Source organism: Yinghuangia soli (genome assembly GCF_021502675.1).
Lineage (GTDB): Bacteria > Actinomycetota > Actinomycetes > Streptomycetales > Streptomycetaceae > Yinghuangia > Yinghuangia soli.
This window is the reverse complement of sequence record NZ_JAKFHA010000005.1, coordinates 78,376-101,301: the sequence shown is the minus strand read 5'-3', so window position 1 is coordinate 101,301 and position 22,926 is coordinate 78,376. Positions and strand designations below refer to the sequence as shown.

Annotated in this window: 24 protein-coding genes; 14 read left to right on the top strand and 10 right to left on the bottom strand. The window is 71.4% G+C overall.

Annotation, left to right across the window (positions count from 1 at the left end):
• Nucleotides 1–75 precede the first annotated feature (75 nt).
• From LZ495_RS11680 to LZ495_RS11670, 3 genes are all read right to left on the bottom strand, one after another.
• A complete protein-coding gene (locus tag LZ495_RS11680) occupies nt 76–1,800 on the bottom strand; it encodes an urease subunit alpha (protein ID WP_235052044.1) in 1,725 nt (574 codons plus the stop codon).
• The gene (ureA, locus tag LZ495_RS11675; RefSeq protein WP_235052043.1) at nt 1,797–2,792 is read right to left on the bottom strand and encodes an urease subunit gamma; all 996 of its coding nucleotides are present in this window, start codon (nt 2,790–2,792) and stop codon (nt 1,797–1,799) included. The genes LZ495_RS11680 and ureA overlap by 4 nt, the downstream gene beginning before the upstream one ends.
• Nucleotides 2,793–3,224: 432 nt before the next feature.
• Complete coding sequence (locus LZ495_RS11670) at nt 3,225–3,872, bottom strand: TetR/AcrR family transcriptional regulator (RefSeq protein ID WP_235052042.1); 648 nt, start codon at nt 3,870–3,872, stop codon at nt 3,225–3,227.
• A gap of 288 nt (nt 3,873–4,160) precedes the next feature.
• Here LZ495_RS11670 and LZ495_RS11665 point away from each other — a divergent pair, with 288 nt between their 5' ends.
• On the top strand, nt 4,161–5,744 hold the full coding sequence (locus LZ495_RS11665) for an APC family permease (protein ID WP_235052041.1): 1,584 nt from the start codon (nt 4,161–4,163) through the stop codon (nt 5,742–5,744).
• Nucleotides 5,741–7,363, top strand: a complete 1,623-nt coding sequence (locus LZ495_RS11660) for an amidohydrolase (protein ID WP_235052040.1) — start codon at nt 5,741–5,743, stop codon at nt 7,361–7,363. Before LZ495_RS11665 ends, LZ495_RS11660 begins: the two co-directional genes overlap by 4 nt.
• 53 nt (nt 7,364–7,416) lie before the next feature.
• Here LZ495_RS11660 and LZ495_RS11655 read toward each other — a convergent pair whose 3' ends face one another.
• Nucleotides 7,417–7,638 (bottom strand): DUF397 domain-containing protein, encoded by a 222-nt coding sequence (locus LZ495_RS11655; protein WP_235052039.1) that lies wholly within the window; start codon nt 7,636–7,638, stop codon nt 7,417–7,419.
• On the bottom strand, nt 7,635–8,495 hold the full coding sequence (locus LZ495_RS11650) for a helix-turn-helix domain-containing protein (RefSeq protein ID WP_235052038.1): 861 nt from the start codon (nt 8,493–8,495) through the stop codon (nt 7,635–7,637). Before LZ495_RS11650 ends, LZ495_RS11655 begins: the two co-directional genes overlap by 4 nt.
• Nucleotides 8,496–8,706: 211 nt before the next feature.
• Between LZ495_RS11650 and LZ495_RS11645 the strand changes: the two genes are divergently transcribed.
• The 5 genes from LZ495_RS11645 (at nt 8,707) to LZ495_RS11625 (ending at nt 12,589) form a co-directional block, all read left to right on the top strand.
• Nucleotides 8,707–9,264 (top strand): ATP-binding protein, encoded by a 558-nt coding sequence (locus tag LZ495_RS11645; RefSeq protein ID WP_235052037.1) that lies wholly within the window; start codon nt 8,707–8,709, stop codon nt 9,262–9,264.
• 1 nt (nt 9,265) lies between these two features.
• On the top strand, nt 9,266–10,066 hold the full coding sequence (locus LZ495_RS11640) for an aminoglycoside phosphotransferase (protein WP_235052036.1): 801 nt from the start codon (nt 9,266–9,268) through the stop codon (nt 10,064–10,066).
• Between the two features lie 347 nt (nt 10,067–10,413).
• Nucleotides 10,414–10,578, top strand: coding sequence for a protein kinase family protein (locus LZ495_RS11635; RefSeq protein ID WP_235052035.1), 165 nt, complete (start codon nt 10,414–10,416; stop codon nt 10,576–10,578).
• Between the two features lie 499 nt (nt 10,579–11,077).
• Nucleotides 11,078–11,626: a 2'-5' RNA ligase family protein gene (locus LZ495_RS11630; RefSeq protein ID WP_235052034.1), complete on the top strand. Its 549-nt coding sequence runs from the start codon at nt 11,078–11,080 to the stop codon at nt 11,624–11,626.
• A gap of 174 nt (nt 11,627–11,800) precedes the next feature.
• Nucleotides 11,801–12,589, top strand: coding sequence for a VOC family protein (locus tag LZ495_RS11625; protein WP_235052033.1), 789 nt, complete (start codon nt 11,801–11,803; stop codon nt 12,587–12,589).
• Nucleotides 12,590–12,704: 115 nt separating this feature from the next.
• On the opposite strand, the gene LZ495_RS11620 is transcribed toward LZ495_RS11625, so the two are convergent.
• Nucleotides 12,705–13,277 (bottom strand): hypothetical protein, encoded by a 573-nt coding sequence (locus tag LZ495_RS11620; RefSeq protein ID WP_235052032.1) that lies wholly within the window; start codon nt 13,275–13,277, stop codon nt 12,705–12,707.
• Nucleotides 13,278–13,473: 196 nt separating this feature from the next.
• Here LZ495_RS11620 and LZ495_RS11615 point away from each other — a divergent pair, with 196 nt between their 5' ends.
• The 3 genes from LZ495_RS11615 to LZ495_RS11605 all read left to right on the top strand — a co-directional run bounded on the left by LZ495_RS11615 (nt 13,474) and on the right by LZ495_RS11605 (nt 16,285).
• Nucleotides 13,474–13,926: a CU044_2847 family protein gene (locus LZ495_RS11615; RefSeq protein WP_235052031.1), complete on the top strand. Its 453-nt coding sequence runs from the start codon at nt 13,474–13,476 to the stop codon at nt 13,924–13,926.
• 137 nt (nt 13,927–14,063) lie between these two features.
• Nucleotides 14,064–14,933: an LppU/SCO3897 family protein gene (locus LZ495_RS11610; RefSeq protein WP_235052030.1), complete on the top strand. Its 870-nt coding sequence runs from the start codon at nt 14,064–14,066 to the stop codon at nt 14,931–14,933.
• Between the two features lie 125 nt (nt 14,934–15,058).
• Complete coding sequence (locus LZ495_RS11605; RefSeq protein ID WP_235052029.1) at nt 15,059–16,285, top strand: MFS transporter; 1,227 nt, start codon at nt 15,059–15,061, stop codon at nt 16,283–16,285.
• 4 nt (nt 16,286–16,289) lie between these two features.
• Here LZ495_RS11605 and LZ495_RS11600 read toward each other — a convergent pair whose 3' ends face one another.
• Together LZ495_RS11600 and LZ495_RS11595 are read right to left on the bottom strand one after the other, a co-directional pair.
• The gene (locus LZ495_RS11600; protein WP_235052028.1) at nt 16,290–16,811 is read right to left on the bottom strand and encodes a VOC family protein; all 522 of its coding nucleotides are present in this window, start codon (nt 16,809–16,811) and stop codon (nt 16,290–16,292) included.
• Between the two features lie 61 nt (nt 16,812–16,872).
• Nucleotides 16,873–17,922 (bottom strand): MmyB family transcriptional regulator, encoded by a 1,050-nt coding sequence (locus tag LZ495_RS11595; RefSeq protein ID WP_235052027.1) that lies wholly within the window; start codon nt 17,920–17,922, stop codon nt 16,873–16,875.
• A 241-nt stretch (nt 17,923–18,163) separates the two neighbouring features.
• Between LZ495_RS11595 and LZ495_RS11590 the strand changes: the two genes are divergently transcribed.
• Nucleotides 18,164–18,913, top strand: coding sequence for an NADPH-dependent F420 reductase (locus tag LZ495_RS11590; protein WP_235052026.1), 750 nt, complete (start codon nt 18,164–18,166; stop codon nt 18,911–18,913).
• Nucleotides 18,914–18,965: 52 nt separating this feature from the next.
• Here the strand turns inward: LZ495_RS11590 and LZ495_RS11585 are convergent, their stop codons facing one another.
• Complete coding sequence (locus tag LZ495_RS11585) at nt 18,966–20,114, bottom strand: epoxide hydrolase family protein (RefSeq protein ID WP_235052025.1); 1,149 nt, start codon at nt 20,112–20,114, stop codon at nt 18,966–18,968.
• A gap of 199 nt (nt 20,115–20,313) precedes the next feature.
• Here LZ495_RS11585 and LZ495_RS11580 point away from each other — a divergent pair, with 199 nt between their 5' ends.
• Nucleotides 20,314–20,472, top strand: a complete 159-nt coding sequence (locus LZ495_RS11580; protein ID WP_235052024.1) for a DUF5993 family protein — start codon at nt 20,314–20,316, stop codon at nt 20,470–20,472.
• A gap of 10 nt (nt 20,473–20,482) precedes the next feature.
• Nucleotides 20,483–21,082, top strand: coding sequence for a disulfide bond formation protein B (locus tag LZ495_RS11575; RefSeq protein WP_235052023.1), 600 nt, complete (start codon nt 20,483–20,485; stop codon nt 21,080–21,082).
• Between the two features lie 102 nt (nt 21,083–21,184).
• Here LZ495_RS11575 and LZ495_RS11570 read toward each other — a convergent pair whose 3' ends face one another.
• Nucleotides 21,185–21,712 carry an inorganic diphosphatase gene (locus LZ495_RS11570; RefSeq protein ID WP_235052022.1) on the bottom strand — a complete coding sequence of 176 codons (528 nt, stop codon included), beginning with the start codon at nt 21,710–21,712 and terminating at the stop codon, nt 21,185–21,187.
• Nucleotides 21,713–22,002: 290 nt separating this feature from the next.
• On the opposite strand from LZ495_RS11570, the gene LZ495_RS11565 reads away from it, so the two are divergent.
• Nucleotides 22,003–22,809, top strand: a complete 807-nt coding sequence (locus tag LZ495_RS11565) for an enoyl-CoA hydratase/isomerase family protein (RefSeq protein WP_235052021.1) — start codon at nt 22,003–22,005, stop codon at nt 22,807–22,809.
• Nucleotides 22,810–22,926: the final 117 nt, after the last annotated feature.

The window sequence follows — 22,926 nt, the reverse complement described above, 5'->3', positions numbered from 1 at the left end:
ACTGGTTGCTGATGCGGGGACAGGGACAGGGACAGAGACGGGGACGGGGACGGGCACGAAGGAAGAGGCGGCGCGTCACAGGAAGTAGAGGCGGTTGAGGGTGACGGACTCGGCGGGCTCGGACATGATCGGCTCGCCGTCCAGCGTCACCATCCCGGTGTCCGCGGCCACCCGCACCTCGGCGGTGCGGTTGTTGAACACCATGGCCGCGGGGCCGATGCCGCGCGTGCCGCGCACCCCGACGCGGCGGCGCTTGGTGGGCATGTGGTCGCCGCCGTTCTCGGCCGCCGCCTGGCTGGTGAAGGCGACCGAGAGCTCCGCGGGGGCCGCGCCGTGTGCTCCGAACTGCGGCCCGAGGACAAGGGGTTCGCAGGTGTCGGTGGTGGCGTTGGGGTCGCCGACCACGCCGTACGCCGGGAAGCCGGACTTGAGCACCAGCTGCGGCTTCGCACCGAAGTGGTCGGGCCGCCACAACACGATGTCGGCCATCTTGCCCGGCTCGATCGAGCCGATCTCGTGGGCGAGGCCGTGGGCGATGGCCGGGTTGATGGTGAGCTTGGCGATGTAGCGCAGCACGCGCGCGTTGTCGTGCCGGCCGTCGGCGGGATCGCCGGTCCCGTCGAGATGGAGCGGCCCGAGTTCGGCCTTCATCTTCCCGGCCATCGCGAACGTGCGGCGCACGGTCTCGCCGGCCCGGCCCATGCCCTGCGCGTCGGACGAGGTGATCGGGATGACGCCCAGGTCGTGCAGTACGTCCTCGGCGCCCATGGTGCCCGCGCGGATGCGGTCCCGGGCCATCGCGGCGTCGCCGGGCAGGTCGGGCTTGAGGTCGTGAGCGGACACGATCATGCCGAAGTGCTCGGCCACCGCGTCGCGTCCGAAGGGCAGCGTGGGGTTCGTGGACGATCCGATGACGTTGGCCACGCCGGCCATGCGCATGACGTTGGGGACGTGTCCGCCGCCGCAGCCCTCGATGTGGTACGCGTGGATCGTGCGGCCTTCGAGCACCGCGAGGGTGTCCTCGACCGACAGGCATTCGTTCAACCCGTCGGTGTGCAGGGCCACTTGCACGTCGTGGTCCTCGGCGACCCGCAGCGCGGTGTCGAGTGCACGGGCGTGCGCGCCCATGTCCTCGTGCACCTTGAAGCCGGACGCGCCGCCTTCCACGAGCGCCTCGTCCAGCGGCCCGCGTCCGGACGACGAACCCCGGGCCAGGAAGGCGATGTTGACCGGCCACGCGTCGAACGCCGAGAAGGCGTGCCGCAGCGCCCACGGCGAGTTGACGCCGACACCCCAGACCGGGCCGAACTCCTGGCCGACGATGGTGGTCACGCCCGCAGCGAGCGAGGCCTCCATGATGCGCGGGCTGAGCAGGTGGACGTGCGTGTCGACGGCACCGGCGGTGGCGATGAGGCCTTCACCGCTGACGATCGTCGTCCCGGTGCCGACCACGACGTCGACGCCGTCGAGCGTGTCGGGGTTGCCGGCCCGGCCGACCGATGCGATGCGGCCCTCGCGGATGCCGATGGACACCTTGCGGATGCCCTGCACGGCGTCGATGACCACGACGTTGCTGATCACGATGTCGCAGGTGTCGCGGACCGTCTCAGCCTTGAGGTGCAGGCCGTCGCGGGCGGTCTTGCCGAAGCCGGCGAGGAACTCCTCGCCGTGCCGCTGCGCGTCCGACTCGATCTCGATGATCAGCCCGGAGTCGCCCAGCCGGATGCGGTCGCCGGCCCGCGGGCCGTACGTGGAGGCGTAGTCGCGCGGGTCGAGCACCCCGCCGGTCGCGGCCGTCATCGCCCTCCGCCTTCCCGGTCGTTCTGGCTGTCGTTCTGCCTGTCGCCCTGCCCGGAGCCCCGCCCGGCCCCTTGGCTGCCGCCTTGTCCGCCGCCCTGCCCGGCGCCCTGCCCGGCGCCTTGCCTGCCGTCTTCCGCGTCGCCGCGGCCCGGGCCGCCGTGCGCGTAGATCCGCGGTTCCACCGGCTGTTGGTCCGGATTGCCGGTGTCGAGGTAGCCGCAGGCGTGCGCCCTGCGCAGCGCCTCGTCCTTGGCGCCGGGGGCGTCCAGCGGGCCGTCGACCAGCCCGGCAAAGCCGATGGCGATGCGCGCGCCGCCGATCGGCACCAGGCCGACGGACACGGTCGCGCCCGGGTCGAAACGCACCGTGGAGCCGGCCGGGATCGCGGCGCGGCGCCCGTAGGCGGCCGAACGGTCGAAGCGCAGCCGGGGGTTGGCCTCGAAGAAGTGGAAGTGCGAGGTGACGCTGACCGGCACCGCGGAGGTGTTCTGCACGTCGAGCGTGACGACGTCGGCGTCCGCGAACGGGTCGGTCGGCGCATCGCCGAACAGCACCGCACCGGGTGCGTCGGGGCCGAGCGCCCCGGGGGCGGCTGCGTCCAGCGGCGTCGTCTCGGCGGCACCGGTACGCGAGCCGCCTGCGTGGCAGGTGCGGTCGTTCCCGGTCGGCGCGGCGCCGACGCGCTCGGCGGACCGGAAGGGGTCGGACACGACCGCGAGCCGGGTCGCGTCGTCGAAGACCGCCTCGACCTTGACGGTCCCGACGATGTCGACGACCCCGGGCAGCACGTCGCCGGGGCCGAGCACGCTGCGCGCGAGGTCGATGGCCTCGGCCAGCCGGCGGCCGTCGCGGGCCGCCTCGCAGACCGTGTCGGCGATGAGCGCATGCGCCTCGGGCACGTTGAGCCGCAGCCCCCGGGCCCGCCGGGCACGCGCGAGCTCGGCGGCGGTGAAGATCAGCAGCCGGTCGCGCTCGGTCGGGGTCAGTCGCACGGAACCTCCGGTTTGTACGGCGTTCAATACGTGATTGAACAGCGTTCTAAACTGGCTGTCAAAGGTCCGCCGCGATCCGCCGCCACGGCCGCCCGCGAGGCGGCCCCCGAGGGCGCACCCGGCCGCACCCGAGTAGCCGCGCGCTCCCGCCCCGAAACGTCGTGCCCGGGGCAGGAACGCCGGTGGATGCGGGCATGCCGCGGCAGGGCCGCCGGACATGCGGGAGCGGTGGCGCGCCGGGGCGAACCGGCCGGCCTCATGAGGGGCGACCACGCGTACCTGGTCGACCGGACGGACGCCTGCCTCAGCCTGGCGCGGGCGGACCCTGTGCCGCGCGTGGGGTCTGCGGCCGGCCGGCGGTGCGAATTCTCCGCGCCGACGGCGGACGCGACGCCCGCGTGGTCGGCGTTCCGGGCGGGATCCGCCCGACCGTCACGCGCTCGGCGTCGGCCCCAGCCGTACTGCAAGGCCGTCGAGCAGCAGCCGCAGCCCGCGCTCGAAGCCGCGCTCGTCGAGGCCGGCCAGCCCGTCGGGGGCGGCCGCGTCGGCCGCTTCGAGGGAATCGGCGAGGCCGGGGTACTCGGGGCGGTAGCCGTCCGGGGTGCGGATGAAGCCCGCGGTGTAGGTCTCCAGGACCGAGCCGAGCACCAGGTAGTCGAACGCCGCGGAGACCTCCGCGGTCTCCGCGTCCGGCAGACCCCAGCGGACCAGCGCCCGGGCGAGCGCGTCGTAGCCGGCGAGGGCCTCGGGGGTCTGCACGGGCCGGCGGGCGACCACCGGGAGGATGCCGTGGTGCCGCAGGAAGACCTGGCGGTAGCTGCGGGCGTACGCGGCCAGCCCGGACCGCCAGTCGTCCGACTCCAGCCCGCTGTGATCCATCTCCCGGCTGATCTGCGCGGTCATCGCGTCGAGCAGGTCGTCCTTCGAACTTATGTGGTTGTAGAGCGACGGCCCGCGGACGCCCATGCGCGCGGCGAGGGCCCGCATCGTCAGCGCATCCGGGCCCTCCTCGGCGGCGAGGTCGAGCGCCGTCAAGGCGATCGCCTCGCGGCTCAGCAGCGGATTCGTCGGCCGCCCCATCGCGTGCACCCCATTCGTCCCCCGGCGCCGCGGCTCCTGCACGGCCGCGTCCGGTCACTCGGCGTGGCGAGCCTAACTGCGATTTGGGGTCTTCCCCGAGGGCAGGTCGCTCGCTACAGTCTCCAAAACTAACAACGTAAGTTTTTATTCGGCAGTAGTTCTTCCGCAGTTTCCCGGCCGCGGCTCTCCCGCCCCGGCCGCGCTCCCACCCCGCCATTCCTCGATCGGACGACGCGTCCGCGCGTCGTTCCCGGCCCGGCCGATCGACCTGCCACCTGATGAGGGCCCATGACGCAGCACCCTCCCCCGAGATCCACCGCCCCCGGAGCCGCCGGAGCCGCCGGCACCGTGCCGGGCACACTCGACGCCGACGCCGCCCACCTGGAGAGCCTCGGCTACAAGCAGGAGCTCAAGCGCAGCCTCAGCGTCTTCGGCAACATCGCGATGGGCTTCGCCACGGTCTCGCCGGTGGTCGGCCTGTACGCGGTGGTCGCCCTCGGCATGGTCGTCGCGGGCCCGGCGTGGGTGTGGGCGCTGCCCGTGGTGTTCGCGCTGCAGGCGCTCGTGGTCTGCGTCTACGCCGAGCTCGCCGCGGACTTCCCGATCGCGGGCGGCGCGTACCAGTGGACGCGGCGCCTGATCGGCCCGAAGTACGCCTGGGTGGTCGGCTGGATGACGGTGTGCGGGCTGTTCTTCGCGCACACGACCATCGCGTACCTGGCCTCGCCGTGGTTCTTCGCGCTCTTCGGCTGGACGCCGACGCCGGGCAAGGTGGTCGCGGTCGCGGCCGTCTTCCTGGTCGTGTGCGCGGCGATCAACGCGTACGGCATCGATCTGCTCAAGCGCGTCGTCGACCTGGGCATCGCGGCCGAGGCAATCGCGTCGGTGCTGGTCGGCATCGGCCTGCTGCTGCTCTTCCGCGAGCAGGGCTTCTCGATCCTCACCGACACCTTCGGCGCCGAAGTGCTCTCGGACGGCTCCAAGTCGATGGCCTTCCTGGCCGCACTCGCCGTCGCGGGCTGGGCGTTCATCGGCTTCGACGCGTGCGTCGGGATGGCCGAGGAGACGGTCGGTGCGGCAAAGCAGGTGCCGAAGGCCCTGTGGTGGGCGTTCCTGAGCGTCGGCGTCATCGTGATCCTCAACGCGGTCGCGGTCGACCTGTCGCACCCGGACCCGGCGAAGGTCATGACGGGTGAGGACCTCGACCCGGTGACGACGGCTGTGGTCGCGTCGTTCGGCGACTGGTCGACGAAGCCGTTCATCGTGGTCGTGATCATCGCCTTCGTCGCCTGCCTGCTCGCCTCGCAGGCGGGTGGTGCCCGCGCGATCTTCTCGATGGCCCGCGACAACGTGCTGCCCGGCTCGGCGACGCTGCGCAAGGTGAACCGGCGCCAGGCGCCGATCGGCGCGCTCGTCGTGGACCTGGTGATCAGCGGTGCGGCACTGCTGTTCGGCCTGGAGGCCTCGGCGATCGGCAGTGTCGTGACGTTCGGCAGCGCGGCGATCTACCTCGGCTTCCTGGCCATCGCGTTCGCAGCGCTGGTGGCCCGGGTGCGGGGGACGTGGGTGCCGCGCGGCATCCGGCTCGGGCGCTTCGGCCTCGCCATCAACGTCGGCGCCGTGCTGTGGCTCGCCTTCGAGTTCGTCAACATCGCCTGGCCCCGCAAGATCCTGTCCCCGCCGGACGCGCCGGCCTACCAGGTGTGGGCCGCGGTGATCGGCGTCGCGCTGGTCCTCGGCGTGGGTCTGGTGTACCTCGTCATCGCCCGCCCGCAGCGCGCCCTGGCCGAGGCCGCGGCCCGCGCCGAAGCCATCGCCGCGGCAGCGGTCCCCGCCCAGTCCGCCACCACCCCGACGGAAAGCCACGCATGAGCACCAGCACCAACGCACAACTCGCCATCGTCGGAGCGCGGATCCTGACCCAGGACCCCGCCAACCCCGTCGCGTCGGCGGTGGCGATACGCGACGGCCGCATCATCGCCGTGGGCGACGACGCGGACATCCGGCCGTACATCGGTGCGGGCACCGAAGTCATGGACGCCGCCGGGCGCGTACTGACTCCTGGACTGACGGACTGTCACCAGCACCCGGTGCACGGCTCCGAAATGGGGCGCGGCGTCAGCCTCGTGGGGGCGATGACGCTCGACGAGCTCCGCGGCAGGTTGACCGAGCAGGCCAAGCTGACCGGGCCGGACGACTGGGTGATCGCGTACGGCGGCGAGTACGCGGCGTTCGCGGGGCACGAGCTGCACCGCGACCTGATCGACGATGCGGTGGGCGGGCGTCCGGCGTTCATCTGGATGTTCGATGCGCACAGCGCGCTGATGAGCACCGAGGGCTTGCGCCGGGCGGGCCTCACCGGCCCGCGGGAGTTCGCGGACCGCGCGGAAATCGTGTGCGACGACCGCGGGCCGACGGGCGAGCTTCACGAAATGGGCGCGACCGAGCTCGGGTACGCGGCGGTGACGCCGATGCCTGCGGAGGAGTTGGCGTCCCGGGTCGAGGAGTTGTTCGCCGAGCAGAGCAGGCTGGGTGTCACCGGCGTACACGTGCTCGACGACGGGCCGGGCACCGCGACGACGCTGGCGTCGCTGGACGCGCAGGGCCGCCTCGGCATGCGGATCCGCTTCGCGCCTTGGTGCCCGCCGGGTCAGGTGGACAACCTGGCGCAGCGCATCAGCGACCTGCGCGGCGTGCTCTCCGAGGCGTCGCTGGTCCGCCTCGCCGCCATCAAGTTCTTCGCCGACGGCGCGATCGACGGCGGCGGCGCGTGGCTGCACGAGCCGGACTGCTGCGGGCAGTCGAAGACGTCGCAGTGGAAGGACATCACGCGGTACGACGACGCAGTGCACATCGCCGCTGCGAACGGCCTGCCCGCGTGGACGCACGCCATCGGCGACAAGGCGGTCGCGAACACTCTGGACACGTACGCGCACGCCGCGGCCCCCGTCGGCACTCGCCACCGCATCGAACACGCCGAGGTGTTGCAGGACGCTGAGATCGCCCGCTTCGCGGCGTTGGATGTCGTCGCGTCCATGCAGCCGACGCACATGGACTGGTCGCTGCCGGACCACTCCGACAACTGGTCGACCCGCGTGGGCCCCGAACGCGCGGCCCTGGCCTGGCGCTACGGCGACATCCTGCGCGCGGGCGGGCACGTGGCCTTGGGCTCCGACTGGCCGGTAGCCGCCTTCGATCCCCGCCGTACGCTCGCCGGAGCCCAACTCCGCCGCCCCGCGGGAGAGCGTGACCGCGCCCCGTACGTCGCTGCCCAGGCGATCACCGCCACCCAGGCCCTGGCCGGATACACGACGGAAGCCGCCTACGCCGCAGGCGAGGAGTCGTACGCAGGACGGGTAAAGGTAGGCCACTACGCCGACCTGACTCTGTTTGCGGACGACCCCACGCTGTGCAACCCGGACGACTTGGTGGACTTGCCGGTGGCGGCCACCATCGTCGCCGGCCGCTTCACCCACCGCGAAGGCGTGTAGAACTTCCGCGGGGGCCGGCCATGGAGGAGACCCGGCCCCCGCGGAACAGTGATTCAGATGGACGGCGTGCTCGTACCCTTGAGCCCCGACACCAGCGCCCCCCACGCCTCATGCCTGTAGAGCTGCACGGGCCCACCAAGAAACTTGCTGTCCCGCACACCGGCGAGACGCGCACCGAGCGCAACCTCCACACATTGGCCCGCATCGGTCGCCGAGTATGAGGACTTGAACCAGGCGGCTTCGGCGAGGGCATCAGTTGCGCGTTCGGTCGTCAAGATCCGTTGCCTTCTTCGAGTCTCGCGTGCAGAAGCATCATGGAATCGTCCGGCGTCAGAGCCGCACGGCTGATCTGGTCGAACAGCCGATTACAGCGTCTCACTTCGCGTTCGGATTCGTAGAGGATCGTACCTCCAAGGTCTTCACTGGAGGCTACGTCCGGATCCGCCTCGTCACCGAACTTGAGCACGGTGAACGGCACAGGCTGCAGAGCCATCCGGCCGGCTGACAACGGCAATACCTGAATCGTCACGTTGTCTTGCTTCGCAACCCTGGCGAGGTGCTCCAACTGTTCACGAAGGACTTCGGGTTCACCCAGGTCGAACCCCAGCGCCACCTCGTTCACGACGCAGTGGAACTTCAGCGACGGTTCCGTAGACAGCCTCTGCTGCCGAGCCAGCCGCACCGCCCCCAGCGCCTCGGCCTGCTCCAGACCGAGCGCACGTGCCCCGGTACTCAGCAGCATGGTTGCGTACTCTGAAGTCTGAAGCAGACCGCTCATCACCATCGGGGCGTACTCGATTGCCTCGACAGCATCGTTCTCCAGCGCGACGAACTCGGTGTACGCCGCGGACATGATGTCTGCGTACGAACGCCACCAGTGCTGGGGACGCTTCCCGACGAGCAGCAGCTCCCAGGCATGTCGCTGGTCCGGCGTCACGTCGTAGATGTCGCAAAGCCGGTGCAGGTCATGCGGTTCGACGTAGGCCTTGGCCAGTTCCATGCGCCCGAGTTTGTTGCCGTCCATCTTCATGCGCGCCGCGACCTGGCGCAGTGTCAGACCTTGATCCAGCCGGACTTGGCGGAGTTCGCGACCCAGTCGCTGCCGCTTCAAAGTGTGCTGGTCGGCACCCATCGAGCCACCTCCCCTTCGCGAGCACATTGTGGCGCATGTCGATCTCCCGGATACAACACGGAAGTTCAAGACATCACCAAGCACTCGGTGACGAACTTGCGTACTCACTTTCGCTGGGTGTTACATCATCACATCACGCATTGCATCCGCAAGATCACTCATCGCGATGGCGTGGAATGTTCGCACACCCTCAAGCAAGGGAGCTGCGCCGATGCCTTCCGCCTACATCAGGGCCTCGTTCCGATTCGTCTACGAACCCCTCCCTGAACACGTCTCCGACGCTCGACGCCAAGTCGCCGCCATCTGCGACGCGCACGACTTCGATCCCTTCGGTCCCGCCCTCGCGGTTTCCGAACTCCTCACCAACGCTCTCAAGTTCGGCTCGTCCGACGACCACCTCACGGTCGCGGCGCACGTGGACCGAACGTCCCTCACCGTCGAAGTGACCGACCCCGCGGTCGGCACCGTCCCCGACCTAGACGGCATCACCCACCCGGCCGACGACAGCGAAAGCAGCCGCGGACTCCTCCTCGTCCGCGAAGTCTGCGACCGCGTCGAAGTCACCCGCCGAACGCCCGACCAAAAGGCGCTCAGCGCTCGCTTCACGCGTACCGACCGCGAACTCGCTTGCTACGCTGCGCCACAAGCCAAGCGTCCGCCGAATCCGACCACGCCGGCCAACCCCGGACGGCCGCCCCGCGACCCCAAGAAGCCCGACAAGAATCCCCCGATGCCGCCCAATCCACCGGCGCCTCGCAGGAGTTCGTGACATGAGCGAACGCACCTCGTGGGAGCAGATGCCGGCTGCGGTCCACGACGCCGTCACCGCACGCTTCGGCGCCTTCTACACCTCCCACGAAGCGACCGGCGGCGGCTCCGACTCCGACTGCACCTCGTGGGTCTACCTCAACGACGGCGACGCCCTCTTCGCCAAAGGCGTCCTCCTCCACCACGTCGACAAGCTCCAGCGCCTGGACCTCGAAGCCGCGATCAACCCCTGGACGCCGTCCTGTACACCCAGACTGCGCGGCCGCATCCGCACCGCAGGCTGGGACGTCCTCCTCTTCGAAGTCGTCGGCACCCGCGAGTGGGCCGTCTTCGAGCCGGACTGGCCCGATCTTCCCTTGGTCGCAACCGCCTTGGACTCCCTGAGCAGATGCGCGGCACCCCCTCTGCCGCTCGCCACACTCCGGGACCGCTGGGAAGACTTCTGCGAACCGTCCGATCAGCCCCTGCTCACCGGAGGAGCCCTCGTCCACAGCGACCCGGCCGCCACGAACTTCGTCATGAGCGACGATCAGGCGTACCTCGTCGACTGGACGAACCCCCTCCTCGGCCCGGCCTGGGCAGACGCGATGCTCTGGGGCATGCGCCTGATCTCCGACGGCGGCCAGACCCCCGAACAGGCCGCCGAATGGACAGCCAAGGTGCCCGCGTTCGCCACCGCTCCCCGCGAGGCCGTACGCGTCGCAACTCTGGCCGAGGCCCGCATGTGCGACGCCTTCGCCGACCCCGGGCAGCCCCACCCCATGGCCGCAGCCGCCCACGCCTGGGCCGCCCACTGGTCGTGACGTCCCCCACGACCTGACCGTACGTACGTCCACAATGAGCGCGCCCCGAGCCGCGCGCCCATCAAAGACAGGCCCTGTCCATGCCGCGCACTCCCTGGGCTGATCTGCCCGATGAGGTACGCGACGCCGTCACCACTCACTTCGGGGCGCTCGACGAGGCGCATGATGCCGGGGGGGAGGCGCCGACTCCGACTGCACAGCATGGCTCTGGTTCGCGGACGGGACCGACCTCTTCGCGAAGGGGATCGCCCAGGAAAGCGGCGACAAACGGCTCCGGCTCGATCTCGAAGCACGCATCAATCCCTGGACGCCCGCCTGCACTCCACGACTCCGCTGCTGCCAACCTCGTGCACACAGACCCGGCGGCCACGAACTTCGTGATGACGGACGACCAGGCCCATCTGGTCGACTGGACGTGGCCCGCGCTCGGCCCGCCCTGGATCGACGCCGTCCTGTGGGGCTTCCGACTGATCAGCGATGGCCACCAAAACCCAGAAGAAGCCGCCGACTGAGTACGCCGTATCCCCGCGTTCGACGACGCATCCGTCCCAGGCGTCCAGGTACTTGCCGGAGCCGAGGCCCGCTTCTGCGAAGCCCAGGCCATCGAATCCCCCGCGGTCCGTGCGGTGGTCGACGCAGCGCGTGCGTGGGCGACGTACTGGGAGAAGCGCTGACGGCGTCCCCGATTCCGGTTGGGCCAACACCTGGTCGTGACGTCCCCGCGACCTGATCGTACGTACGCTGTCCACGAGCGCGCGCCGAGCCGCGCGCTCGTCAAGGACGCCACTGCACCCCGGTTCACATCCCGTCCAGCATTCCGTCGACCACCTGGCCGTGATCGTCGTGTCTCGGGCGCACGAGAGGGGCCCGGACACCACACGGCGCCGGGGGTCTGCGGGATCGGGACAGTGGCTCGTGGTCGGCGTCGGGGCCCGGGAGGGTGTGGGCGCTGAGCCCGGCCTCTCGGTGGGGCGGCTGACGTGATCTTGCGACGAGGGGAAACCGCTTCCCATGTACTTCGGCATCATTCTGCTGCCCGACGACCGGGCCGGCGCCGCGCTGGCGGCATACGCACAGCGCGTTTCGGCGGACGGGCCCACCATCATGTGCCTCGGCGAGAAGTACCTGCCGCACATCACGCTGCTGCACGTCGACGGTACGCCCGAGCAGGCCGCCGAGTTGTGGGACCGCTGCCTTTCGTCGGTCCCGGCGACGGTCGAAATACACCCCACTGGCGTGCAGTTCGCCGCCTACGCCCCGGACGACATCTACCTGCCGGACGGCGGGGTCTACGTCGGCGTCGAGGCCCTGCGGCGCAGCGACCTGGCTGCGGCGCACCTCCGCGTGCTCGGGCATGCACGTGACATGGGCCTGCGCGTCCTCAGCGGTGCGGACGAGGCTTTCCGCCCGCACGTCACGCTGGCCGCCTTGACGGCCACCGACCGCTTCACCGCCCCGCTCCCGCCCGCGGAACTGCTCGTGCCCTTCGACGCCCGACTGGCCTGGGGCGAGATGGGGCCGCACGGCACCTTCTCCGTCATCGAAGCCTCCGCCCCATGACATCCGCCGCATGACCCGAAATGCACGTACGGCGGCCTGAACCGTTCGCACGCCTGTATGTCGGCGAGACAATCCGACACTTTCTGTCTGTTCGGGCGTGGTTCGCACAAATGTCGGAGGGCGGTGCAAAACTGTGCGCGTTCGAGGCGTCACGCCACGGAAGGAGCACTTCCCATGATCAATCCCCCGGTCTTCCCGCCCGGCACCCCCAACTGGATCGATCTCGGCAGTCCGGACATCCCGGCCTCCACTGCCTTCTACACCGCCGTCTTCGACTGGTCGTTCCAGGACCTGGGCCCCGAGGCCGGCGGCTACGGGTTCTTCCAGATCGACGGCAAGACGGTCGCCGCCCTCGGCCCGCTCACCGAGGAAGGCGCGTCCAGCGCCTGGACGATCTACTTCGCGACGCCGAGCGCCGACGACACCGCCAAGTCCGCCGAGCAGGCGGGCGGCACGGTGCGCGTCCCGGCCTTCGACGTCTTCGACGCGGGGCGCATGGCGTGTCTGACCGACCCGCACGGCGCGCAGTTCGCGACCTGGCAGGCCGGTACGACCACCGGCGTCGACATCGCGTGCCAGCCCAACACCTTCCTGTGGGCCGAGCTGCACACGTCCGACCCGGAAGGCGCCTTCGCCTTCTACCGGACGCTGTACAAGTGGCGCGAGCAGGTCATGGAGGTGCCCGGCATGGCCTACCGCGTCGTGTCGACGGCCGAGGGCGACATCGAGGACGCCTCCTTCGGCGGCCTCGCCCCGCACATGGAAGAGGGCGAACCGAACCGCTGGGTTCCCTACTTCATGGTCGAGGACCCGGACGACATCTCGGTGCGCGTGGCCGCCGCGGGCGGCACGGTGAAGATGGCCGCCGCCGACATGCCCGATGTCGGACGCATGGCCTGGTACGCCGACCCGACCGGCGCCGAGTTCGCCGTCCTGCGCCCCGAGCCGCCCGCGCCGCGCTGACCCACACCGCACGGCAACGCACCACGGCATACAAGCAAACAACGCACAAGCAAACGGCGGCGGTACTCCGCATCGATCGCGGAGTGCCGCCGCCGCGCGCGCTGCGGCGCAAAGCTCAGCGTCGCGTCCCGAAGTCGCGGACCAGGTCGTACGCGACCGCCGCCCCCACCGCCAGCGCCCGCACCCCGTCCGGTGCGGCGGCATGGAAGCGGAACACGTTGCGCCGCACCCGCTTGCCGTCCCGCTTGGCCACCTCGCCGGTGTGCACCGACATCACGGCCGAGAGCAGCCCCAGCGATGTCCCGGCACCGTCGTGCAGCACCACCTCGGCGCGCCCCTGCCGCCGTACCGTCCCGAAGGCCCGCCCGTCCGCGCCGCGCACCTCCAGCACCGGCTTGAAGAGCGAGAATCCCTTGCTCAGCCCGAGGAGTTCCGTCCCGTCGGGGCCCAGTACCCGCAGGTCGAACGGGGTGGACCCGGACAGCTCGGTCAGCCGGGCGACGGCCAGCACCCCGGGCCCGCGGCGCTCGCGTACCGTCCCGACCGGCCGGTCCGCGTCGTCGTAGACGTCGGCCGCGTACTTGGTGTCCAGCAGCGTGTCCTTGACCGCGATCGACCGCTCCACGACGAGCGCCGCCGCCCGGGTCAACCCCGACTCCGGCAGTACCGGACCGCCCACGCCGTTCATGGCATTCCCGCCTTTCCTCTCCTCGACGGTGCCCACCCTCTCAGCCGGACCGCGCTGCGGCAGGCCCCCGCCTTCGCCGAGCCACCGGGGTCAGGCCGGAGCCACCCGGCGATTCGACGGAACACGCCACATGCCCGGACGAGTTGGCGCTAGCGTCGAGTAGCACCGACGAGGGCGGAATTCCTGGGGGACGTCGATGACCGAGTACGTACGCATGCGCCTTGAAGGCGGCGGCACTCTCCTCTTCGAGGTCGGCGCGGGCCTTCCCGATCCGCCGCTGCCGCTGCCTCCGGCCCCGCCCGGGGCGACTGCTCCGCCGCCTCCACCGCCGCGACCGCCCAAGCCCGCCGTCGACATCATCCGCGATGTCCCCCCAGGCCTCCAGAGCGCGCTGGCCCCGGTGGGCACGGCCGCCCGCATCGTCCTGGAGCAACTGCGCAAGGCCGAGCCCAGCGAGGTCGAGATCGAGTTCGGTGTCGACCTGTCCTCGCCGACGGCCACGATCATCACCAAGACCGAGACGCCGTGCCACTTCAAGGTCCGCATGTGCTGGGCTCCGGACCCGGACGCGGACCCGGACGCCGAGCAAAAGCCGCGCCCGCTCCAGTTCTTGCCCACCGGCGGCGGCAGCCCGGCCCCGACTCCCTGACACCCGGCCCGGCCCCGCACCGGACCCGCTCCTGTCGTACCCGAGTTCGGGCGGCTAACGTGTGCGCTCCCTCGCGTCGCCCGAGCGCAGGCACCGCCGACACCGCCTGGGCGCCCCCGTGCCACCCAAGGAACACGTTGACGACGACGCCTACTGCGCCGCCCGCTCCGGACGACGAGTCGCCGAACGCAGCGGAACAGAACACCGTGACCGCGGCTTGCGCAACGCCCGCGGGCGCGGACGGCTCCGGCGGACCGGAGCCCGCACCGCGCAAACCCGGCATGCTCGGCCCCGAATACCACCGCCCCGTCGTCGACCCCGACTACGGCGCAGACGCGCGCTTCACGTGCACCCGGTGCGGGGCATACCCCGCCGCTGACGTGACTCTGCGCGGGCATCGCGGGGTGGTCGTCTGGATGGTGTTCCTCAAGGAGCCCGGCCCGTTCTGCCGGTCCTGCGGCATCTCCGAGTACCGCGACATGACCGAGGAGACGCTCCTCAAAGGCTGGTGGAGCCTGTTCTCCGTCTTCGTCGCGCCGTTCGTCCTCCTCGCCAACCTCCGCGCATACGCAAAGCTGCGCGCGCTCGGTGAGCCTGTCCCCGGCAGCCCGCGGGCCCCGTTGCACGTGGGGAAACCGCTGCGCAGGCGGCCGGCGGTCGCCATGCTGCTGGTCGCCCCGCTGCTCGCGGTCGCCCTGATCGCCTGGGCCGTCTCGGCCTGGGGAGACGGCGGCGACGACATGAGCCGCGCGCAGGCCGGGCAGTGCGTCAAGAACTCCGGCTCGGACGCGAAGCCCAAGATGCACTTCGCGGACTGCGAGTCCACGGACCCCGGCGTCCTTGTCGTCCTCGAACGCCTCGAGAAGACCGCCTCGGACCTCCGCTGCCCGGAAGGGACTGCGTCCGCACTGTCCTCGAAAAACGCCGACCCCGACGAAGAGTTCGTCCTGTGCCTGGCTCCGGTGAACCCGGGTTCCGCAACCCGGACGGTCGCCTTCACCAGCTGAGCACAGCCTCCTCAGGTGCGAAGTCCGACTGGTGAGGGCCGAATTCCGCCGGAGTTCCGGCCGGCAGCGGGCTGGACTGGATCTTGCCGCCATACCGGGCGGTCCGATCCTGCCGGAGGGGTGCCGTGGCCACCGCCCATGCTGCTCGTGGAGCCGACCGTCCGTACGGTGCGGGGGACGCCGCTCCGCCCCCGGCGGCAGACGGTCCCGCGCACTGGACCGCTGTCGCCGGGGTCTCGCTGGGCATCTTCACGATCGTCACGACCGAGATCCTCCCGGTCGGCGTCCTGCCCACCCTGGCCGACGACTTCGGCACGTCGGACGGCACTGCCGGGCTGCTCATGACGCTGCCGGGCATCCTGGCGGCGTGCTGCGCCCCGCTGGTGATGGCCGCGGTCGGGCGGCTCGACCGGCGGATCGTGCTGACCGCGCTGATGGCGCTGCTGTGCCTGGCGAACGTGCTGACCGCGGCCGCCCCGGCCTTCTGGGTCGTACTGGTGGCCCGTGCCCTGGTCGGGCTGGTCATCGGCGGCTTCTGGTCGGCCGGCGCGGGCCTCGCGCCGCGGCTCGTGCCGGCCGCAGCGGTCGGCACGGCGACTGCGGTGATCTTCGCCGCGGTACCGGCCGGGTCGGTGCTGGGCGTGCCGGCCGGGACGCTGCTGGGTCAGCAGGCGGGCTGGCGTTCCGCGTTCGCGATCCTGGCGGTACTGGCCTTCGCGGTGGCCGTCCTGCTGGCGCGGTCGCTTCCCGCGCTGCCGGTGGACGCGACGGTCGGACTGCGGGCGATCGGCGCGCTGCTGCGGATCCGGGGCGTCCGGCTCGGACTGGCCGTGACGGGTCTGCTGGTGGTCGGCCACTTCGCCGCGTACACGTACGTCGCCGCGTTCCTGCGCGACGTCACCCGCGTCGACGGCGCGCAGGCCACCGCGGGCCTGCTGGTCTACGGCGCTGCCGGGGTCGCGGGCAACTTCCTCGCGAGCCGCGCGCTCGCGCGCAGCCTGCGCGGGGCGGTCGCGGCGTACGCGGGCGGCATCGGAGCCGTGACCCTGCTGTTCCCGCTGCTCGGGCAGTCCTGGCCCGGGGCCGTCGGCCTGCTCGTCGTGTGGGGGTTCCTCTACGGCGGCGTGCCCGCGGCCGCGCAGACGTGGTTCGCCCGTTCCGCGCCGGACGCCCCCGAGGCCGCCGCGGTGGTGTTCACGTCGTCGTTCCAGGCGGCGCTCGCGGGCGGTGCGCTGCTGGGCGGAGTGGTCGTGGACGCGGCGTCGCTCTCGGCTGTCATGTTTTTCGCGGCGACCGTCTGCGCCGCGGCCGGTGCGGCAGTAGCCGTCCCGGCCGCGCGCAAGTCTCCGTGACCGGTCAGGAAGAGACCGGGATGGAGATGCCGAGGCCGCCCTTCGTCTGGCCGCCGAAGCGGGCGATCTCCGCGCCGAGGTTCAGCGCCTGGGTGGGCTTGCGGCGCGCCTCGGCGAGGATCTCCTCGGTGAGCAGGTCGGCCGGGAGCAGCCAGCTGACCTCGAACTCGATGCCGTCCGGGTCCTTGGCGTACAGCGCCTTGGTGGTGCCGTGGTCACTGGCCCCGACCAGCGCGCCGGCCTCGGCCAGGGCGCGGCCGATGCGCTCCAGCTCGTCGAGCGTGTCGACCTCCCAGGCCAGGTGGTACAGGCCCACCGTGCTGCGCCCGGCGCCGGAGTCGCCGGCCGCGGCGCCGATCTGGAAGAGCCCCAGGTCGTGGTCGTTGGTGCTGCCGGACGCCTGCAGGAACGCCGCGCCGGGGAAGGCCGCCTTGGTGCGGAAGCCCAGGACATCGGCATAGAAGGCGACGCTGCGCTCGACATCGCGCACGTACAGCACGGCGTGGTTGAGGCGGGTGACGGGCATGGCGGACTCCTCGGGGCTGAGCTTCTGGCCCCATTCTAACCCCGCTTAGTTCATCGTTCAACTAAATGCGGACCGCGGGCATCCGCTCCGCCTCCCCGAGGCCGCGCAGGGCCGTCTCGGTGCGGGACCCCGGCTTCGCGGCGAACACGTCGAGCCCCACGCAGTCCGGCGCGTCCGGCAGGGCGAGCAGGGTCGCGTGCAGCACCAGCTCCCCCGCACTCGCGTGGTGCAGCACATACGTGCGGTCGCGCAGGCGGGCGACCGGATGCTCTCCCCACATGCGCGCGAAGTCCGGGCTGCTCCGGCGCATTTCGGTGATGTGCCCGGCCAGTTCCCGGTCGCCGAGGAAGCGGCCAAGCAGGACACGCAGGTGGGCCACGTGGGCGTACGCCGCCTGCTCCCACCCCGCCCCGAACAGGGCGTGCCGGTCCGGCGCGGCGAACAGGAGGTGGGTGAACGTCCGCCGGCCCGGCGCGTACGCGTCCAGGTCGCCGAAGACCGCCGAGGCCAGGGGGTTCCACGCGACGATCTGGGTGTGCCGTCCGATGAGCAGGGCGGGCGTGAGGACGAGCGATCCGAGCAGGTGGCGCCAGCGGTCGGGGACGTCCGCGAGGCCCGGCTCGGCACCGGGCTCGGGATGGGCCCCGGTCCTGGCCCCGGTCCTGGCCTCGGGATCGGCCTCGGGATCGGTCTCGGGATCGGTCTCGCGCCCGGTCCGGGGCTCGGCGCCGGCCCTGGCCTCAGGACCGGCCCCCCGCCCGGCCTCCGGGTCGGCCCCGGGCTCGGCCGCAGTCCCCGCCTCGGGCGAGACCGGCGGCTCCGCGCACACCGCAGGCCGGCGCGCGATGGCTCGCAGATACGCAGCCTCGTCCGCGTCCAGGCGCAGTGCGCGCCCGATGGCGCTCAGCACCTCGTCCGAGACGCTGTCGCCGCGCCCCTGTTCCAAGCGCGTGTAGTGCGCGGTGCTGACGCCCGCGAGCTGCGCCACCTCCTCGCGGCGCAGGCCGGCGACCCGCCGCCGGCCGCCGTAGTCGGGCAGTCCGGTGTCCTCCGGACGCAGGCGGGCCCTGCGCGAGACGAGGAACGCGCCCAACTCGGTGCGGTCTGCCACTGCTCGCCCTTCGCCGTCGCTGTCGATTTCGCCTCCGCCTCCGCCCTCACCTCGGCCTTCACCGCGGCGCTCACCTCGGCGCTCACCTCGGCCCTTCGCCTCGGCCTTGGCCGGCGCCCGGCATGGTGATCACGCCGTGCGTAGGCAAACCGGTTGCCTGGCACGCACATTCCTGCGGGCCGCAGCCTTGGGTTCGCGGCCATCCGCCGCACCGCACGTACGACAGAACGGAGGCACTGCGGTGCCCGACACCTTGGGTTTCATCGGCAGTGGCATGATCGGCTTGGCCGTCGCACGCCTGGCCGTCGCGGCGGGCCTGGACGTGGTCCTGAGCAACTCGCGCGGCCCCGAGACGCTGGCCGGCCTGGTCGCCGAACTCGGCCCGCGCGCCCGGGCGGCCACGCCCGCCAAGGCGGCGCGCACCTCGGACTTGGTCGTCGCGGCGATCCCGCTGCACGCGTTCGACCGGCTGCCGGCCCGCGAACTCGCCGGCAAGACCGTCCTCGACACCGCGAACTACTACCCCGAACGCGACGGCGGCATCGCCGCCCTGGACGCGGGCGAACTCACGTCGACCGCTCTCGTGCAGCGCCACTTGGCCGACGCGCACGTCGTGAAGGCGTTCAACACCATCACGCCGCATCAGATCGTCTCCCTCGCCCGGCCGTCCGGCGCCCCGGACCGCAGCGCGCTGCCGGTCGCGGGCGACGACCCGAAGGCGACCGCGGAGGCCGCCGAACTCCTGGACGTCCTGGGCTTCGACGCCGTCCGGGTCGGGAATCTCGGCGAGAGCTGGCGCACCGAACCGGACACTCCGGCGTACGTGCGCCCCTACCTCGGCGACGTCCCGCCCGTGGACGTCGAGGAGTTCCTGCTCTGGACCACGCGCACTCCGGGCGTCGTCGTCCCCGCGCCGCAGGTGGCCGCGCTCGTTGCCGCAGCCGTCCGCCGCGTGGCAAGTGCGGCCCGGCTGCCCAGCGCCGACGCGTAACCGCCGCGCTGACGCGTGTCCAGCGCACTCATACCTGCCGCTGCGGGGGCGGCTACCCCCGCAGCGGACGGAAGAAGTCCCGCAGGTCGCGGGCCAACTGCTCGGGCTCCTCATGGGCCATGAAATGCCCGCCCCGCTCCGGAGTACGCAGTTGCCGCAGGTCGGGGAACACGCGCTCGGCCAAGCTGCGCGGCATGCCGCGGTAGGCCGGCTCGTTGGACAAGGTCACGGCCCCCGGGACGGCGACGGGCGGCCGCGGGCGGTTCAGCGGGTAGTCGTAGTACTGCCGGAAGGAGGTGCCGATCGACTCGGTCGCCCAGTACAACGTGGCCACGGTCAGCAGGGTGTCGCGGTCCCAGCGCGTGGCGACGTCCCCGCCGCAGTCGCTCCAGTCGCGGTACTTGTCGACGATCCAGGCCAGCAGGCCTGCCGGCGAGTCGGTCAGCGCGGCCGCGACGGTGTCCGGGCGGGTCCGCATGATCTCGCTGTAGCCGCCGTCCTCGCGGTCGTACGCGTCCATCGCGTCGAGGAACTTCTGCTCCTCGGGCGTGGCCGGGTTCTCGGCGAAGTCCGCCGGAATCACCGCGGAGGTGACCAGAACGCCGGTCACCTGGTCCGGGAACAGCGCACCGATCCACTGGGTGACGCCGCCGCCGATGTCGCCGCCCTGCGCGCCGTACCGCGGGTATCCGAGCACCTCGGTCATGAGCTCGTGCCACGCCTCGGCGACGCCGCGCCGTGTGAAGCGCCCGGGCGGCGGCGCGGAGAAGGCGAAGCCGGGCAGCGACGGGATCACCACGTCGAACGCGTCGGCCGGATCGCCGCCGTGCGCAGCCGGATCGGTCAGCAGCTCCGTGATCCGCAGCATCTCCACGAACGTGCTCGGCCAGCCGTGGCTGAGCACGAGCGGCAGCGGCGCCGGGCCGGCGGCGGGGCCCTTGCCGCGCATGTGCACGAAGTGCACCTGACTGCCGCCCACTTCCGCACGGAAGTTCGGGTACGTGTTCAGGTGCGCTTCGGCGCCGCGCCAGTCGAAGCCGTCCGCCCAGTACGCCACGAGGCCGCGCAGGTAGTCCGGGTCGACCCCGGCGGTCCACGACGACGCGTCCGAGGCGGTGGTGAACCGGGTGCGGACCAGCCGCTCGCGCAGGTCGTCCAGCACGGCGTCCGGGATCGAGATGTGAAACCGCTCTGCCGTCATGTGTCCTTCGGTGGTTCGTCCGCGGGCAAGGCCGCGACCCGGGGCACGGGCCGCGGAGTTGCGACTGTCACTTCGCCGGTCGCAACACCGTCCGGCCGCCGCGGATTCCACGGCGGCACTACGCCGTACGAGCGGAAACGGACCCCCGGGCGGGCGAACGCCGGGAGTTCGCCACGCGGTGTGCCACCGTGATCATTCAATGGACACGATCATCTTTCTGCTGATCCTCGCCACCGCCTGGGCGGTCCACCGCAACTGGACCCGGTACGCGGTGCTGGGACTGTGGTTCGCCTCGCTGGTCGCGAGCCTGCTGCTGTTCGACCACCACGTGACGTCGAGCCTGAACCTCGAGTGGTGAGGAACCCGCCATGGTGACCGACTACACGACGCGCCTCAACGCGGGATCGTTCAACCGCCTGGGGTACTGGTTCGCGCACCTGTACGTCGTGGGCATGTGCGGCGTGCTCGCGGGCGGTTTCTACTACCAGTTCGTGAAGTGGGAGTACCCCTGCCCGCTGTGCGTCCTGCAGCGGATGTTCATGATGCTGGTCGCGATGGGCCCGGCGTACATCATCGCCCGCGGCCGCAAGGGCCGTGTGGACACGCGGGATTACGTGACCGGCTACGGCATCGCGATCGTGTCGGCGGTGGCCGGGGCGATGGTGTCGGCCCGTCAGATCCTGCTGCACATCGTGCCGCCGGACCCGGGCTACGGCGGCACGGTCTTCGGCCTGCACCTGTACACGTGGGCGCTGATCACCTTCGTGCTCGCGATCGTGGCGGCCGGCGTGATGCTGGTCTTCTGCCGCGAGACGGAGCCGCTGGACAGCGACTACACGCCCATCTCGGCGGCGGTCATGTGGCTGTTCCTGGCGATCATCGCCGCCAACGCGGTCGCGGTGTTCCTGCTGGAGGGCTTCAACTGGGTCCTGCCGGACGACCCGGACCGGTACGAGATCTTCTACTGACCGATCCGGCGCAATCGCCTGCCCGCGGGCAGGCCTTCGGACCGCTTGCGGGTGGGAGCAAGCGGTCCGCCGGCCCGGCGGATGCCAGGTGTGTGCGAGGGGTCAGGCCCGCGGGTGGTCCGCGCGCCCCTCATACGGCAGCACCCGCTCGGCGTGCCCTGCGCGTTCGCGGGCCGCGACGATCTCCTTCTCGGCGTCGTCCCGGCCTTCCCAGTGCGAGCCGTCCACGGACTTGCCCGGCTCCAGATCCTTGTAGACCTCGAAGAAGTGCGCGATCTCGTTGAGTTGGTGGGCCGGGACGTCCGCGATGCCGAGTACCCCGAAGCGCCGCGGGTCCTGCGCGGGCACGCACAGGATCTTCTCGTCCGGGCCCTTCTCGTCCCGCATGACGAACATCCCGAGCGCCCGGCAGCGCACCCGGCAGCCGGGGAAGGTCGGTTCGTCGAGCAGGACCAGTGCGTCCAGCGGGTCGCCGTCGCCGCCCAGCGTGTCCGCGACGAAGCCGTAGTCCGCCGGATAGGCGGTGGAGGTGAACAGCATGCGGTCGAGCCTGATGCGTCCGGTGTGCCGGTCCATCTCGTACTTGTTCCGGCTGCCCGCCGGAATCTCCACGACGACGTCGAACTCCACGACGGCTCCTCTCTGGTTCGCCTGCTTCGGCTGTACGCGCGTTGCGGGGCGGCCTCGCCTGCGAGGCGGCGGCCTGCGGTGCGACGGCATTGACAGAGGTGCATATCGGCGCAGTCGTGGACCTTCCCCGGTGACGGGTCCGTTACGCGCGCGTGAACCTGCCGGATCGGAGCGCACCGCGCGGACCCCGCGCGCCCCCACGTCCCTTGACTTGGTCAATAAAGAACGGTTTCCTGTCCAACGGCCCGCATGCGGCCACCCGCCGGCACGTCAGCACGGAGAGGCCCGCCATGATCCGCATCGAGGACACCGACCGCGTACGGATCCTGACCCTGGACCGCCCCGACGCGCTCAACGCGTTCAACGAGGCGCTGTACGACGCGACCTGCGAGGCGCTGATCGACGCGGCCGCCGACCCGGGCGTCGCGGTCGTCGTGATCACCGGCACCGGCCGCGCCTTCTCGGCGGGCACCGACCTGGTCGAGATGGCGCAGCGCAACTCCGGCACCTTCGCCAACGGCAAGCACGGCTTCCCGGGCATGGTCGACCAGCTCGCCGTGTTCCCCAAGCCGCTGATCCTGGCCATGAACGGCCTGGGCCTCGGCATCGGCGCGACCATCATCGGCTTCGCCGACCTGGTCTTCATGTCCACCGACGCGCGCATCAAGTGCCCCTTCACCTCGCTCGGCGTCGCCCCCGAGGCCGCCAGCAGCTACACCTTCCCGGCCCTCATCGGCCGCCAGAAGGCCGCCTGGGTGCTGCTCAGCTCCGAGTGGATCGGCGCCGCCGAATGCGTCGAACTCGGCCTGGCCTTCAAGGCGGTCGCCCCCGACGACCTGATGCCCGAGACGCTGCGCCACGCCAAGATCCTGGCCGCGAAGTCGGTGGCCTCCCTGGTCGAGTCCAAGCGCGTCCTCCTCGGCGCCCTGGGCGACCAGCTCGACCAGGCCCGCGCACGCGAGAACGAAGCCTTCCGCGTCCTCCTCGGCGGCCCCGCCAACATCGAGGCCCTCACCGCCTTCGCCGAACGCCGCGACCCCGACTTCGCCGCAGTCGACGCAAAGGCCACGACCCCGAACCCCGACGCGGCCTCCTGACGCCGTCCGCCCCAAGGAGGTCACGGGCGGACGGGCGGATGGGCGGATGGGCTAAGGTCCCGCGACCGACGTGACCTTGGTCCGTCGATGCACCTATTCATGACACTTTCATAGCTA